The 14,037-nt window shown below is 67.9% G+C and carries 14 protein-coding genes and 1 tRNA gene; 9 read left to right on the forward strand and 6 right to left on the reverse strand.

Annotated elements, in window-relative coordinates:
- Nucleotides 1-14: 14 nt before the first annotated feature.
- Both AC07NF_RS15835 and infC read right to left on the reverse strand, forming a co-directional pair.
- Entirely contained in the window at nt 15-1,958 is a 1,944-nt protein-coding gene (locus tag AC07NF_RS15835) for an alpha/beta hydrolase family protein (RefSeq protein ID WP_492812735.1), read from the reverse strand.
- Between the two features lie 135 nt (nt 1,959-2,093).
- Nucleotides 2,094-2,615 carry a translation initiation factor IF-3 gene (gene infC, locus AC07NF_RS15840; RefSeq protein WP_172263415.1) on the reverse strand — a complete coding sequence of 174 codons (522 nt, stop codon included), beginning with the start codon at nt 2,613-2,615 and terminating at the stop codon, nt 2,094-2,096.
- Nucleotides 2,616-2,853: 238 nt separating this feature from the next.
- Here infC and AC07NF_RS15845 point away from each other — a divergent pair, with 238 nt between their 5' ends.
- Nucleotides 2,854-3,453 (forward strand): YitT family protein, encoded by a 600-nt coding sequence (locus tag AC07NF_RS15845; RefSeq protein WP_494629013.1) that lies wholly within the window; start codon nt 2,854-2,856, stop codon nt 3,451-3,453.
- Nucleotides 3,454-3,465: 12 nt separating this feature from the next.
- Here the strand turns inward: AC07NF_RS15845 and AC07NF_RS15850 are convergent, their stop codons facing one another.
- Entirely contained in the window at nt 3,466-4,437 is a 972-nt protein-coding gene (locus AC07NF_RS15850; RefSeq protein WP_494629010.1) for a glycosyltransferase family 9 protein, read from the reverse strand.
- Nucleotides 4,434-5,621 carry a glycosyltransferase family 4 protein gene (locus AC07NF_RS15855; RefSeq protein ID WP_494629009.1) on the reverse strand — a complete coding sequence of 396 codons (1,188 nt, stop codon included), beginning with the start codon at nt 5,619-5,621 and terminating at the stop codon, nt 4,434-4,436. The genes AC07NF_RS15850 and AC07NF_RS15855 overlap by 4 nt, the downstream gene beginning before the upstream one ends.
- Nucleotides 5,622-5,677: 56 nt before the next feature.
- Between AC07NF_RS15855 and AC07NF_RS15860 the strand changes: the two genes are divergently transcribed.
- Nucleotides 5,678-6,550 carry an alpha/beta fold hydrolase gene (locus tag AC07NF_RS15860; protein WP_494629008.1) on the forward strand — a complete coding sequence of 291 codons (873 nt, stop codon included), beginning with the start codon at nt 5,678-5,680 and terminating at the stop codon, nt 6,548-6,550.
- A gap of 3 nt (nt 6,551-6,553) precedes the next feature.
- On the opposite strand, the gene AC07NF_RS15865 is transcribed toward AC07NF_RS15860, so the two are convergent.
- Nucleotides 6,554-7,414 carry an SDR family oxidoreductase gene (locus tag AC07NF_RS15865; protein ID WP_494629007.1) on the reverse strand — a complete coding sequence of 287 codons (861 nt, stop codon included), beginning with the start codon at nt 7,412-7,414 and terminating at the stop codon, nt 6,554-6,556.
- 149 nt (nt 7,415-7,563) lie between these two features.
- Here AC07NF_RS15865 and AC07NF_RS15870 point away from each other — a divergent pair.
- The 6 genes from AC07NF_RS15870 to gafZ all read left to right on the forward strand — a co-directional run bounded on the left by AC07NF_RS15870 (nt 7,564) and on the right by gafZ (nt 12,552).
- Nucleotides 7,564-7,638: transfer RNA gene (locus AC07NF_RS15870), tRNA-Gly, on the forward strand.
- A gap of 98 nt (nt 7,639-7,736) precedes the next feature.
- Nucleotides 7,737-9,512: a DUF885 domain-containing protein gene (locus AC07NF_RS15875; protein WP_494629006.1), complete on the forward strand. Its 1,776-nt coding sequence runs from the start codon at nt 7,737-7,739 to the stop codon at nt 9,510-9,512.
- A 1-nt stretch (nt 9,513) separates the two neighbouring features.
- Nucleotides 9,514-10,446 (forward strand): sugar kinase, encoded by a 933-nt coding sequence (locus AC07NF_RS15880; RefSeq protein WP_494629005.1) that lies wholly within the window; start codon nt 9,514-9,516, stop codon nt 10,444-10,446.
- A complete protein-coding gene (locus AC07NF_RS15885; RefSeq protein WP_494629004.1) occupies nt 10,446-11,363 on the forward strand; it encodes a hypothetical protein in 918 nt (305 codons plus the stop codon). Before AC07NF_RS15880 ends, AC07NF_RS15885 begins: the two co-directional genes overlap by 1 nt.
- Before the next feature lie 95 nt (nt 11,364-11,458).
- Nucleotides 11,459-11,827 (forward strand): gene transfer agent production transcriptional regulator GafY/HdaB, encoded by a 369-nt coding sequence (gafY, locus tag AC07NF_RS15890; RefSeq protein ID WP_291873758.1) that lies wholly within the window; start codon nt 11,459-11,461, stop codon nt 11,825-11,827.
- Nucleotides 11,827-12,552, forward strand: coding sequence for a gene transfer agent activator GafZ (gafZ, locus tag AC07NF_RS15895; protein WP_494629003.1), 726 nt, complete (start codon nt 11,827-11,829; stop codon nt 12,550-12,552). The genes gafY and gafZ overlap by 1 nt, the downstream gene beginning before the upstream one ends.
- Here gafZ and AC07NF_RS15900 read toward each other — a convergent pair.
- Entirely contained in the window at nt 12,549-13,298 is a 750-nt protein-coding gene (locus tag AC07NF_RS15900) for a glucose 1-dehydrogenase (protein ID WP_494629002.1), read from the reverse strand. The two genes, gafZ and AC07NF_RS15900, sit on opposite strands and share 4 nt — an antisense overlap.
- A gap of 173 nt (nt 13,299-13,471) precedes the next feature.
- Here AC07NF_RS15900 and AC07NF_RS15905 point away from each other — a divergent pair, with 173 nt between their 5' ends.
- On the forward strand, nt 13,472-13,945 hold the full coding sequence (locus AC07NF_RS15905; RefSeq protein ID WP_494629001.1) for a GatB/YqeY domain-containing protein: 474 nt from the start codon (nt 13,472-13,474) through the stop codon (nt 13,943-13,945).
- Nucleotides 13,946-14,037: the final 92 nt, after the last annotated feature.

A 14,037-nucleotide genomic window follows, 5' to 3' on the forward strand; every position in this document is an offset into this window, starting at 1 on the left:
GAACCTTGGGCTTGTCAGTCCGGCGGGTTGTGCTTTTCGACGAAGGCGACGGTTTCGCTCAGCATCTTCAGCCGCGTGGCGCCGCGCGACAGCCAGTGGTCCTCGCCGTCCAGGGTGATGAAGTTGACGGGCTTACCGGCCTTCTTCAGGGCGTCGGCCATGGCCTGGCTCTGGTCGTAGCGCACGACGGTGTCGTCCTTGCCGTGGATCAGCAGGATCGGGGCCTCGACCTTGTCGGCCAGCTTGGCCGGCGAGATGGTCGCCAGGTCGGGATCCTTGATGCCGTCCGCGCCCAGAAAGCGCAGCCAGTAGCGCTGCGAGGCCGAGGCGCCGCCATTGGCTTCGGCGCGGGTGGTCAGCATCATCTTCTTCAGGTCCGACGGGCCGGCCACCGAGACGGCGCAGCGATAGACGCCGCGATCCAAGGTCGCGCCGGCCAGGGCCGCGTAGCCGCCATAGCTGGCGCCGACGATGCAGACGCGCTTGGGATCGACGATCCCCTGCTTGGCCAGGTCGCGGACGCCGTCCGACAGATCGGTCTGCATCTTCTTGCCCCACTCGCCAAAGCCGGCCTTGACGAAGTCCCAGCCGAAGCCCTCCGAACCGCGGAAGTTGGGCTGCAGCACGGCGTAGCCGCGCGAGGCCATGGCTTGGCTCCACCAGTCGAAGCCCGGTTCGTCGCGGCCTTCCGGACCGCCGTGCGGCAGCACGATCAGCGGCAGGTTCTTCGGATCACGACCCTTGGGCAGGGTCAGGTAGCCGGTGATCTCCAGGCCGTCGGCGGCCTTGTACTTGATCGAACGAACGGGAGAGACCGTCTCGGGCGTGACGCCTTGATAGACGTCGCCCAGCCACGAGGCCTGCTTGGTGGTGAGGTCGACCAGGGCGTAGGCTTGGCCGTTCTCGGGAGAGTCGACCAGCACCACGACGCGCTTGCGGTCGTTGGACCACGAGGACAGGTGCACCCGGTCGCCCTTGAACGCCTTGATCACCGCGTTCCAGGCCTTCTGGCTGCCCTCGTCGAAGAAGGTGTAGGTCAGGTCGTCGCCCTTCAGCGTGACCCCGCCCAGCAGGGCCAGGGTCGCCGGATCACGGATCAGGCCGCTGAGCTCCAGGTCGTTGGGCAGGTCGGCATGCTTGTCGCCCGTATATTCACGCAGGAACGACTTGTTCTTGTCGTCGGTGCGCCAGACCAGCACCGACTTGCCGTCGCGGCCAAAGCCCGCGATGCCGTACGAGCCCATCGGGGTGTCGGCCTCGTCGACGGTTCTCCAGCCGCCTTCCAGCTTCATCCGCAGCGACCAGTGGCCGCGCTTGGTGTCGTAGAGCGTGGTGGCGACCGGATCGCCCTTGACGTCGACCAGCCAGCCGTCGGTATCGAGGCGCACGCCGTAGTCCATCATCCGGGTCGTGTTGCTGCGCAGGTTCACCCGGTACAGCATGTCCACGCCCTGGTTGGCGATGAAGTGGACGCCTTCCAGGAACACCACCGGTTCATTGTCGATCGAGCGCACCATCGGCGCGCCGATGATGACGTTCATGGCCGCCTCCTGGCTGCGCAGCAGGAGCGTCTGTTTCTTGGTCTTCCAGTTGAAGCTGGAGGCCATGTAGTACTCGCGCGCCGGACCCGACAGGCCCATGACGTCGGCGGTCTGGGACGTGATCAGCAGCAGGTGGTCCTCGCCGGCCCAGGTGACGCCGCGCAGCTTGGTCGGGCCGGCGTTGATGCCGGCCAGCACGCCGCCGCCGACCTGGCGGATCATCAGGTAGCGCTGCTCGCCATTGGTCAGGATCACCGCCAGCTTGCTGCCGTCGGGCGAGATCTCGACCTCTTCGATGTTGGGCAGCTGGCCGTAGATGGCCAGGTTCGGCTTGGCGGCCGGCGCGTCGGCGGCCTGGGCCGAGGCCGACAGCAGGATGCAGCAGGCCGCCCCGGCGGCCAGGATGGACTTGAACACGTGGTAGCTCCCCCAACTCGGCGAAACTCTACCAGAGGGTGCTATTGTGTCGAGGCGCCCGAAAACGAAAGGGCGCAAAACAAAACGCCCCGGCGCAGGGCCGGGGCGTTTGTTGTGTCTACCCAGTGATCGATCTTAGCGCGGAGCCAGGATCATGATCATCTGACGGCCTTCCATGCGCGGCTCGTATTCGACCTTGGCGACTTCGTCGAAGTCGGCCTTGACCTTGAGCAGCAGCTTCATGCCCAGTTCCGGGTGCGCCATTTCACGACCGCGGAAGCGCAGGGTCACCTTGACCTTGTCGCCTTCCTCGAAGAAGCGAGTCATGGCTTTCGCCTTCACTTCATAGTCGTGGATGTCGATGTTCGGGCGGAGCTTGATTTCCTTGAGCTCGACGACCTTCTGCCGCTTGCGCGCCTCGTTCTTCTTCTTCTGCTCCTGGAACTTGAACTTGCCATAGTCCAGGATCTTGCAGACGGGCGGATTGGCGTTCGGAACGATTTCCACCAGGTCCAGGCCGGCTTCCTCGGCCGCTTCCATAGCGGACGCGGTCGGCATCTCGCCTTGCTTTTCGCCGTGTTGGTCGATCAGCAGGACGCGCGGGACGCGGATGTCTTCGTTGATACGCGGTCCGTCTTTAACGGGCGGCGTTTGCATAGGACGGCGAATAGGGGCGGCTCCGGGGCAGTTGATGAAGGTAGAGTTGAACGCGTGCGCGCCGCGCTGGGCGCGCCGCGAGAAAGTGATATATGACGCGCCGGCCGCGCTCTATCAAGCGACGGCGGACAAAGAGACGCCGCGCAGGTCCAGTTTTTTCTGGTCTAGCGGCCAATAGGGCGGAAACGGCGGGACAGGGACGAGTTTTCTCCTGACCAAGACGCTTGTTCCGACCTTCATGACTCAGCATCGCCATACCGCCCTGGAGGACGTCCACGCCCTCCTGATCGGCTCCAGTTTCATCGCCGTGGGCCTGACCCTGCTGAAGGCCGCGGGCCTGGTCACCGGCGGGGTGGCCGGGGTGGCGCTGATCATCTCGTATCTGACCAATTGGCAGGTCGGCACGGTGTTCTTCCTGCTGAACCTGCCGTTCTACGTCCTGGCCCAGCGGACCCTGGGCTGGACCTTCACCTTCAAGACCCTGGCGACCAACCTGCTGCTGGCGGGCCTGGCCTTTGGCATGCCGTACTGGCTGAGGGTCGAACGGGTGGACCCGATCTTCTCGGCCGTGTTCGGCGGCACCATCATCGGCATGGGCATTCTGGCCTTGGCGCGTCACCGCTCCAGCGTCGGCGGCACGGGCGTGCTGGCCCTATGGCTGCAGGAACGGCGCGGCGTCAGCGCCGGCAAGGTGCAGATGACCGCCGACTGCCTGGTCATCGCCGCGGCCTTCTTCACGATCAGCTTCGACAAGCTTTTGCTGTCCATCGCCAGCGCCGTGGCGCTCAGCGCGGTGATCATCGCCAACCACAAGCCGGGTCGGTACGCGGGGTACTAAACCCCGCGCTGCCTAGTGCGGCAGCAGCGCCATTGCCGCGCTGGCCACCGTGCTGACGGGCAGGGCCTGCAGGTCCGGCGAGCGGATCACCGCCACGTGGCCGCGCGGGCCGCACAGGTCGGGGTCCGAGGCGTCCGAGAACAGCACGATGGTCGGCGCGCCGGCGGCGGCCAGCAGGTGCGTCGGGCCAGTGTCGTTGCCGACGGCCAGGGCCGCCTTGGCGCCCAGAACCGCCAACTGGGCGAAGTCGGTGCGGCCGGTCAGGTCGCGGGCGCCGCCGACGGCCTTCTGGATGTGGCGGGCCATGGCGCTTTCCTGCGGGCCGCCGATGATCACGATGTCCAGGCCTCGCGCCTTCAGCAGCGAGCCCAGCTGGGCGTAGTACTCGACGGGCCAGCGCTTCTCGGGCCGGTGGGCCGAGCCGCCGGGCACGAACAGGACGTAGGGCTTGGGCGTGGCGGCGCCGGCGACGGGGCGCGGTTCCTTGTGCTTGCGCAGGATCCACGACAGGTCCGGCGGCGGGGCGCTGCCCGGCTCGATCGGGGCGTCGGGCCAGATCCCGGCGGCGCGCAACTGGTCGGCCTGGCGCTCCAGGGTGTGCATGCGCAGGCGGGCCTTGCCCTTCTGCGGCAGCTGGGCGCCGACGGCGATGCCGTTCCATTGCGGCGGGAAGGGGCGCAGCAGCTGGAAGTACCAGTTGGTGCGGCTGTTGGTCTGCAGGTCGTAGACCCGGTCGTAGCGCGCCTTGCGGATGCGGCCGATCATGGCCAGCGTCTCGCCCACGTCGCCGGGGCGGCCGTCGGTCTCGACGGTGTTGAAATAGGGGCTGAGCTTGGCCAGGCCCTCGAAGGGGGCGGTGGTCAGCAAGGTGATCTTGGCCTTGGGATGCGCCTCGCGGATCTTCTTCATCGCGGCGAGCGCCAGGACGAAGTCGCCCAAAGCGCCCAGCTTGATCACCAGGACCTTCTTGATCTCCTTGCTCAAGCCGAACGCTCCAAACCCAATACGCGTGCCCCGAGGATATGGGCATAGACCTTGAGGGTCGCTTCGCACATAGCGTCCACTGAATACAACCGCCGCGCACGTGTTCTTGCGGCCAGGCCCATGGTCTGGCGGCCGGCGGCCCCGACTTCGCAGGCGTGCAACAGGGCGTCGGCCCAGGCCTGGGCGTCGCCCGGGGGCACTAGCCAGCCGGTCTCAGCCGGCGCGACAGTCTCGCGCGTAGCGCCGTGATCGGAGGCCAGCACGGGGCGGCCCATCACCTGCGGCTCGACGGCGGTGCGGCCGAAGGCTTCCGGCTCCAGCGACGGGGCGATGGCCAGGTCGCACAGCAGATAGGCGGCCGGCATGTCGTCGCAGTGGCCGACCAGCTTGACCGCGTCCTCCAGGCCGGCGGCGGCGATGGCCGCTTCCAGCTCGGCGCGATAGCCCTTGCGACCCTGGTCGTCACCGGCCAGCAGCAGCAGGATGCGGTTCTCGCCGCGATCCTTGAGGATCTTCATGGCCTCGATCATCAGGCCCTGGCCCTTCCAGCGGGTCAGGCGGCCGGCTAGCAGCACTTTCAGCCGGCGCTCGTCGGGCGCGACGCCCCAGGCCTTGCGCAGGGCCTCGATCCGCGTGGCCGGTACGATGCCGGGCTCGAAGCGCGAGAGGTCGACGCCGCGCGGGATGGCCACGACCTTCTCCGGCGCGATGCCGTGTTCTCGGATCACGTGCTGGCGGGTGTATTCGGAATTGGCGATGACCAGGTCACCCTTGGTCATAACCGCGTTGTACCAGCGCTTCAGGTCCGACTTGGCGTTATAGACCCCGTGATAGGTGGCCACGAACGGGACCTTGGTCGCATGCGCAGCCCACAGGGCGCTGAAGGCCGGGGCGCGCGAGCGGGCGTGGACCAGCGACACCTTCTCGCGCCGGATCAGGTCGATCAGGCGGGCGGCGTTGCCCAGCATCACCAGCGGGTTCTTGGACTGGGCCGGCATCTGGGCCAGGCGACCGCCGTCGGCCTCCAGGCGCGCGGCCATGCGCCCGCCCTTGGTCGCGACCAAGGCCTTGCCGCCTTGCGCTACTACCGCATGGGCGACATCAATCGTCGTTTGCTCCGCCCCACCGGTTTCAAGCTCCGGCGTGACTTGCAGCAAGGTGAAATCGGCGGGTAGGTCGGGCACGCGACTCTCGGCGAAAACGAGCGGATTTTAGTTAGCGAAAGGATCGAGGCGACGCCATGACCGAATCCCAAGGTGCTCTCGCGAGCAAAGACGGCTCGAAGATCGCCTTTCGTCGCGTGGAGGGCGAGGGACCAACGGTCGTGTGGCTGGGTGGTTTCCATTCGGACATGACGGGGACCAAGGCCGAGGTGCTGGCCGAGCAGGCCAAGGCGACGGGCGGCAGTTACATCCGCTTCGATTATTTCGGCCACGGCGAGTCGGATGGTCAGTTCAAGGACGGAACCATCAGCCGCTGGCGTGAGGACGCCCTGGCGGTGATCGACGAACTCACGACCGGGCCGCTGGTGCTGGTTGGCTCGTCCATGGGCGGCTGGCTGTCGTGCCTGGCGGCGATCGCCCGGCCCGACCGCGTCAAGGCCATGGTGCTGATCGCGCCGGCGCCAGACTTCACCGAGAAGCTGATGGAGCCGGACCTCTCGCCCGAGGCCAAGGCGGCCATCGCCAAGGACGGCTTCTGGATCCGGCCGTCGGACTATGACGACGGCGGCTACGCTATCACGCGCGAGCTGCTGGAAGACGGGGCGCGGTGGTCGATCCTGCCAGGGCCGGTGCCGATCGACGTCCCGGTGCGCGTGCTGCAAGGCGGCGATGATCCAGACGTGCCGTGGACCCACGCGCTAGAACTGGCCAACGCCCTGAAGTCCGACAATGTCGTCTTCAGCCTGATCAAGGACGGCGACCACCGGCTTTCGCGTCCGCAGGACTTGGAGCGCCTGGTCGCGGCGGTCGCGGAAGCCAAGGGCCTAGCCGAACCGGAGGAGGGCGACCTCGTCAGCCGTCGCCTGGCGCGGGCCGCGCGACTGCGCAATGCGGCGGGGCTGGACGCGGTGGGGATCACGCCGAGGGCGCCGGCGATCGACGACGAGTAGGATTTAGCCGCCCGCCTTCAGAATCCCCGCCAGCCCCTCGCGGTACGTCGCATAGGCCGGCCGCCAGCCCAGCTCAGCCTTGGCGCGGGCGTTCGAGACACGCTTGTTCTCGGCGTAGAACCGCCGGGTGGCTGGCGACATGCCCAGTTCGTTGAAGGGCAGGTCTGGCGGGACCGGGACGCCCAGCAGGTGGGCGGCGTGTTCCATGACGTCCTGGGGCGGAGCCGGGGCGTCGTCGACCAGATTGTAGATCCCGCCGGCGCGGGGGCGCTCCAGCGAGGCCAGGAGGCCCGTGACGATGTCGTCCAAATGGATGCGGCTGAACACCTGGCCCGGCTTGACGATGCGGCGGCCCTCGCCGGCCCGCAGGCGGTCCAGGGCGCTGCGGCCGGGGCCGTAGATGCCGGGCAGGCGGAAGGTGGTGACCGTCAGCCCCATGCCGCGTCCGACCTGACGCCAGTCGCGCTCGGCTCCCACGCGGCGGGCGCCCTCGACCGATTGCGCCTTGAGGGGGGAAGTCTCGAACACCCAGCGGCCTTCGAAGTCGCCATAGACGCCCGTGGTCGACAGATAGCCGATCCAGTCGGGGAAGGCCTGAGCCTGGGCGAGGGCGGGGATGATCGCCTCGAGAGCGGGGCAGCCGTCGGGGCCGGGCGGGGCGGTGACCAGGATGGCGTTTACCCCCGTGAGGGCGATGGCCATGGCGTCGCGGTCGTCCGGATCGGCGGGCGTGATTCCCTGGGCGCGCAGCCGGTCGGCCTGATCCTCGTCCCGCGCCGTGGCGGCGATTTCCCAACCGCGGGCTCTTAAGGCGCGCGAAAACGCCGCGCCAACATAACCCAGACCGAACACAAACAGACGCAACGCTTGAGACTCCGCCCCCGGAAAACGTGGCGGAATCTAGCCGCCGAAAAAACCTGCTTCGCAACCCCTCAAAGGGCGCTTGCCAAGCGCGAAGCCCTCTGCCATAAGCCGCCTCCTCGTCGCGGGGCGCTCTTCCGAGCCCCTCCGATGCGGGCGTAGCTCAGTGGTAGAGCACAACCTTGCCAAGGTTGGGGTCGAGAGTTCGAATCTCTTCGCCCGCTCCATTCTCGAAATCTTCCGAACATTTAGACGAACGCAACGGCCCTGATCGGGTCGGCGATTCGCGTGTTCCTGCGCGTCCGCTTGGCCTAAGCTGAACCGCATGACTCGCATCGCCTCATGCTTGGCTGGCGTCTGCCTGGCCGCGCTGACGGTCTCGGCCGCCTGGGCCGGACCTGCATCCGTCAACCTGACCAAGCTGGTCATCCGCTACGAGGCCCTGGGCGATCCCGGCGAGGACCCCGATTCCGGCGGTTCGGCCGATGCGCGCTGGAAGCTGCCCGACGTCTCGCCGGCCGCCGACGCCGATCGCACCGCCAAGCTCAAGCAGATCCAGGGCGACCTGAAGGCCATGGGCGACAAGGGCTTGGTCGAGGACGAGCGCCTGACGCGTGACCTGCTGCTGTTCAGCCTGCGCGACCGGATCGAGGCGGCGGGCTTCGACGAGGCGCGCATGCCGTTCAGCAGCGACGGCGGCTTCGACGTGATGATGCTGTATCGCGCCAGTGGCACGACCCTGCGCGGCGCCGATGAGGCGCGCCGCTGGATCGCGCTGCTGAACGGCATGCCCGGCTGGTACGCGACCAATATCGACAATGCTCGGCGCGGCGTCGCCAGCGGCTTCGTCCAGGCCGTCCCGACCGCTCAGGCGGTGCTGGAGCGCGCCCAGCGCGCGGCCACCACGCCCCTGGCCGAGGATCCCCTGCTGGCCCCGCTGCGGGCGCTGCCCGACAGCATCCCCGAGCGCGCCGCCCTGATCGCCGAGGGCGAAAAGGCGGTCACCGACAAGGTCGCACCGGCTCGCGCCAGCTTCGTCCAGTTCATGACCGACGAGTACGTCCCGCACGCCGCCAAAAGCCTGGCTGCCTCGGACCTGCCGGACGGCAAGCGCTACTACGCCTTCCTGGCCCGCCGGCACACGACCACCGACCTGACGCCGGACCAGATCCACGACATCGGCCAGGCCGAGGTGGCCCGCATCCGCGCTCGCATGCAGCAGGCCATGCAGGCCGCCGGCTTCCAGGGCGACCTGACCGCCTTCATCGCCATGCTGCGCAAGGACCCGCGTTTCTATGCGACCAGCCGCCAGCAGCTGCTGGAGAAGTCCAGCGAGATCGCCAAGCGGGCCGACGACCAGCTGCCGGCCCATTTCGGCGTCCTGCCGCGCCTGACCTATGGCGTGCGGCCGGTGCCGGCCAGCATCGAGAAGGGCTACACCACCGGCCGCTATTTCGGCGGCGATCCCAAGGTCGGCCGGGCCGGCGGGCTGATGATCAACACCTCCGAGCTGGACCAGCGGCCGCTGTACGAACTGCCGGCCCTGGTGCTGCACGAGGGCGCGCCCGGTCACCACATCCAGACCTCGCTGGCCCAGGAGCAGGTCGGCGTGCCGGAGTTCCGTCGCAACCTCTACTTCACCGCCTATGGCGAGGGCTGGGGGCTCTATTCGGAGTGGCTGGGCGAGGAGATGGGGATCTATCGCGATCCCTATGAGCTGTTCGGCCGGCTGTCCTACGAGATGTGGCGCGCCTGCCGCCTGGTGGCCGACACCGGCATGCACTGGAAGGGCTGGACCCTGGACCAGGCCCGCGCCTGCTTCACCGACAACACCGCCCTGTCGCCGGTCAACATCGAGGTCGAGCTGAAGCGGTATGTCTCCTGGCCGGGGCAGGCCCTGGCCTACAAGATCGGCGAGCTGAAGCTCTTGGAGCTGCGCCAGAAGGCCGAGAAGAAGCTGGGCGACCGCTTCGACGAACGCGGCTTCCACGATGCGGTGCTCCTGCACGGCTCCTTGCCGCTGTCGGTGCTGGAGACCCGCGTCGACGCCTGGATCAACGATCAAGCCAAGTCTGGGCAGAACAACAAGAAGAAGGGCTGACATGGCCAAGATCACCGTCCTCGGCGAATGCATGGTCGAGCTGTCGCCTGAGGCATCCGATGGCGGCGCGCCGCTGTACCGGATGGGTTATGCCGGCGACACCTTTAACACGGCGATCTACATGGCCCGCCTGGGCGACGAGGTCGCCTACTGCACGGCGCTAGGGCAGGGGGATCCTTTCAGCGAGGGCGTGCTGTCGACGATGCGCCGCGAGGCCATGGACACCCGCCTGGTCCGCCAGGTCGAGAACCGCCTGCCGGGCCTGTACGCCATCGTCCTGGACGAGCACGGCGAGCGCAAGTTCCACTACTGGCGCGAGCGGGCGCCGATCCGCGACCTGTTCTCGGCCCACACCGCCGACCAGCTGATCGAGGCGGCCAAGGCCAGCGACCTGGTCTACCTCTCGGGCGTGACCCTGGCGGTGATCGGCGACATCGGCCGGGCGCGCCTGAAGGACCTGTTGGCCTATGTCCATTCGCGCGGCGTGGCGGTGGCCTTGGACTTCAATTATCGGCCCGCCCTGTGGAGCAGCGCCGAGGCCGCGCGCGAAGCCTTGGACGGCGTCGTGCCCTCGTGCCGCTACGTCTCGCTGAGCAGCGAGGACAGCCGTCCGCTCTACGACCGCGAGGCCGAGGACCTGGCGGTCGAATGGGCCGCGGCGGGCGCCGAGGTGGTGGCTCGCGATGAGAGCCATTGCGTCAACGTCCATCGCCCCGACGGCCGCACGGCCACGCCGGCGCCCGGTCGCGTGAAGGCCGTGGACACCACGGGAGCAGGGGACAGCTTCAACGCCGCCTATCTGTCCTCGCGACTGGCGGGCCTTTCCATTCCGGAGGCCGTCGCGCGAGCCCATGCCCTGGCGGCGCTGGTGGTCTCGCATCGGGGCGCGATCCTGCCGCACGACGTGGCGCTGAACGTCGCCCGAGCGTCCTGATGATCGCATTGCCAGACGCGCTTGAGCCGAGCCCGCTCCAGGCGGATCTGGCCGCGCGCTTCCTGACGCCCGCGACCTCGGCGCTCGAAGCCCTGCTGCTGGAGCTCCGGATGGAAACGGATGCGGCGCTGGCGACTGACGCGCCGCTCTACGGCAAGCCTTATCCGTACGGCTACTGCCTGGAGATCACCCTGGATGTGATGACGCGGCTGCGTCTGCGGATGCAGCAGGCGCCCCGGTCCGCGGGCGAGCAGGCGATAAGGTCGTTCCTGCTGGGCGGTGGGGAAGGGCGGCAGGTCTGGGGCATTCTGCGCGAGCGCTATTTCCAGAACGCGATGGTGCTGGGCGACCTCTATGTCGACGTCGCCAACGACTCCGTCGATCCCAATAAGCCGAAGGTCGAGATCCTGCCGCTGGCGGCGTCTGGCCTGACCCTGGTGCAGACCGTCGAGGACTTCGTCCGCATCGCCGAGCCCTATTGGAACGTGCGCCTTTACGCCAATACGGCGTTGCCCTTCCTGGCGCCGCTGTTCCCGTTCCTGGCGGTGAACCCATCGGGCCAGATCAGGCTGGAGGCGCGGCCCAACCACATGATGCGCCTGCTGGCCGGTGGTGGCTTTGTTCAGTCGGAGCGCTGGCTGGCCGAGGGCCCTGAGCCCGCGGCGGAGATCGTCCAGGCGGTGCGCGATGCTTGCCCGCCCGACATCCTGGCCCTCGGCCCTCTCGCAGGTCGCGAGGCGTCGATCCAGATGTGCCGCGACCTGCGCGCGGTCGGCGCTCGCGACAAGGCCTGGCTGGACGCGATGTGGGCGATTCTCGAACGCATCCCGGTTGCGAGCCTTAGCGACGCGAATGCTCGTCCCGCGACGGGAATTGGCGAGTCCGCATTCAATAAAATCAACACCTTGGTCCCGTGAAGCTTGAGTGCAATAGGAATATCTTCCTCTCTATGGGAAAATAAACCTATAGTCGTATCCGTCCGCCGCGCTCGCGGCTGGGAGGAGAGGACGCCATGCTGGTTCAAGCCCTTGAGGACATCTGGGCGATCACGCCCGACCCCCGTCGCGACCGCCTGACGGTCGGCTTCGTCACCCATCTCGTTTCCCTGGCTACCGGCGTGCCGGCGGCCGAGATCTCGACGCCCAAGCGGGCCTCGCACGCCGCCGTCCGCGCGCGGCAGCTGGCCATCTACCTGACCCACATCACCTTCCACTGGCCGCTGGCGCGCGTGGCCTTCGCGTTTGGCCGCGACCGGACGACCTGCGGCCACGCCTGCCGCAAGATCGAGGACCTGCGCGAGGACGCCGCCTTCGATCGCCGCCTGGCCGAGCTGGAGGCCTGCCTGCGCCAGGCTCCGGCCCATGCCCAGGGGATGCCGTGATGAGCGTCGACGCGATCTTCGAGGCGGAGCTGGAGGCCCGCCGCCTGGCCGAGCGCGCCATGCGATTGCTGGCCCGTCCCGGCGCGGTGATCGAGGCGCAAGGCGTGGGTTATGGCGTGCGCCTGGGCGCCAGCCGCCGGCGCAGCGTGATGCTGGTGCTGGACGAGGCCGCCTTCCAGGTCTTGGCGCGTGAGGCGACCCTGAAAGTCCGGCCACAAGGCGGCTGGGTGATGACCACGCGGCCCGAGCCTGTCGTGCTTCCGCCCGGCCGTCCTGGCGTGATCGAGGCGGTGGTCGAAACCGTCGAAGGCAAGGCGCGCCGCAATCTCGGGGAGTCGCCGATCGCCTGGCTGGCGCGCCGCCGCGACGGGGCGGGGCGGCCCTGGCTGTCGCCGGTCGAGGCCGCCGCCGGCGAGCGCCTGCGTGAGGAGTTCGAGAGCCTGGGGACGCAAGGGCGCACGACCATGCGCTGGGACCTGACGCCCCGCGTCTCCGGCGGTCGCCCCGGTCTCGCGCCCGCCGAACGCGACCACGCCGCCCGCGAGCGGATCGCCAAGGCGCTGGCGGCCGTGGGGCCGGGCCTGCGCGAGATCCTGGAGCGGGTCTGCCTGATGGGCTCGGCCCTGGAACAGGCCGAGCAATCGCTGAAGCTGCCGCGCCGGGCGGGCAAGACGGTCCTGAAACTCGCCCTGCAGCGCCTGGCGCGGCACTACCATATGGCTTAGCGGTTGCCGCCGGCCACGGCGATGATCTCGCCGGTGATCCAGAAGCTGTCGGGCGAGGCCAGGAAGGTCGCCACCGGCGCGATGTCCGACGGTTGACCCATGCGGCCCAGCGGGGTCTGGGCGACCATCTGGGTCTCCAGCTCGCTGCCGATGATGCCCATGGTGTGGGTGCCCTCGGTCTCGACCGCGCCGGGCGAGATGGCGTTGACGCGGATCTTGCGCGAACCCAGCTCCTTGGCCAGCACGCGGGTGATCGAGTCCACGGCGGCCTTGGTGCCGGTGTAGACCGAGGCGGTCGGGATATCGACCGTGGTGGCCGCCGAGCTGATGTTGATCACGCTGCCGCCGTCGGCGCTAAAGCGCTTGGCCGCTTCCTGGGTGGCCAGCAGCAGGCCCAGGACGTTGATGTTGAACTGGCGGTGGAAGTGCTCTTCGTTGATGTCTTCCAGCGCGGCGAACTCGTAGACGCCGGCGTTGTTGACCAGGATATCGACGCCGCCGAAGGCCTTCACGGTCGCGTCGAACAGGGCGGTGACGTCGGCGGCCCTGGCGACGTCGCCCTTGACGGCGATGGCCTTGCCGCCAGCGGCGGTGATCTCGGCGACCACCTTGTCGGCGCCCTCGCGGCTGGAGGCGTAGTTGACCGCCACGGCCACGCCTTCGGCGGCCAGGGCCTTGGCGATCGCGGCGCCGATACCTTTCGAGGCGCCGGTCACGACGGCGGTCTTGCCAGTAAGCTTGCTCATTGTCTCTCTCCGGACGCCGTTTATCGGCGAACGCTTCGACATTTAGATATGTATCGAAGTGATTCAATGAGCGGGGAGACGAGAATTTTTGCATGCCCGTCGATGCAGGCTAGAAGTGGCCTGGAAACGGGATGGCTCTGTCCCCAAACAGAGTGAATTGAAAGGACGACGACATGGCTTTGCTCGACGCGCTCAAGGCTGACCAACTCGCGGCGCGCAAGGCGAGCGACCGTCTGAAGGCCGACGTGCTCACCACCTTGATCGGCGAAGCGACGCAGATCACGACCGAAGAGTTCAAGCGCGGCGTGACGGAGGTCACGGACGAAAAGGTTGTCGCGACCGTCGCGAAGTTCGTGAAGAACACGAAGCTGACGCTGGAAAACCTCGCGGCCGAACGCGCGCGCCTGATCGAAGCCGGCGGCGATGCGTCGAAGGTGGACGAGCGGGCCAAGGCGGCCGAAACCGAACTGGCGATCCTGTCCTCGTATGGCCCGAAGCAGATGTCGGAAGCGGAACTGCGCGACGCCATCAACGACTTCCGGGCCAAGAATCCCGACGCCAATGTCGGGGCGATCATGGCTCACCTGAAGACCAGCTTCGGCGGTCAGTATGACGGCAAGACAGCCAGCGCGTTGGCCAAGGGTTAGGTTGCACGTCGCTCCATCGCACTAGGCGCCCAGCCCCATTTCCGCCCTCAAGGTCAACCCTTGGGGGCGCGGGGAAAATCTCGTCGCTGAGG

It is taken from the genome of Caulobacter sp. GW821-FHT10A06 (assembly GCF_059415805.1).

Coding starts and splice junctions, on each gene's coding strand:
- infC (WP_172263415.1), bottom strand. CDS start 2,615: ATGCAAACGCCGCCCGTTAAAGACGGACCGCGTATCAACGAAGACATC.
- AC07NF_RS15845 (WP_494629013.1), top strand. CDS start 2,854: ATGACTCAGCATCGCCATACCGCCCTGGAGGACGTCCACGCCCTCCTG.
- AC07NF_RS15860 (WP_494629008.1), top strand. CDS start 5,678: ATGACCGAATCCCAAGGTGCTCTCGCGAGCAAAGACGGCTCGAAGATC.
- AC07NF_RS15875 (WP_494629006.1), top strand. CDS start 7,737: ATGACTCGCATCGCCTCATGCTTGGCTGGCGTCTGCCTGGCCGCGCTG.
- AC07NF_RS15880 (WP_494629005.1), top strand. CDS start 9,514: ATGGCCAAGATCACCGTCCTCGGCGAATGCATGGTCGAGCTGTCGCCT.
- AC07NF_RS15885 (WP_494629004.1), top strand. CDS start 10,446: ATGATCGCATTGCCAGACGCGCTTGAGCCGAGCCCGCTCCAGGCGGAT.
- gafY (WP_291873758.1), top strand. CDS start 11,459: ATGCTGGTTCAAGCCCTTGAGGACATCTGGGCGATCACGCCCGACCCC.
- gafZ (WP_494629003.1), top strand. CDS start 11,827: ATGAGCGTCGACGCGATCTTCGAGGCGGAGCTGGAGGCCCGCCGCCTG.
- AC07NF_RS15900 (WP_494629002.1), bottom strand. CDS start 13,298: ATGAGCAAGCTTACTGGCAAGACCGCCGTCGTGACCGGCGCCTCGAAA.
- AC07NF_RS15905 (WP_494629001.1), top strand. CDS start 13,472: ATGGCTTTGCTCGACGCGCTCAAGGCTGACCAACTCGCGGCGCGCAAG.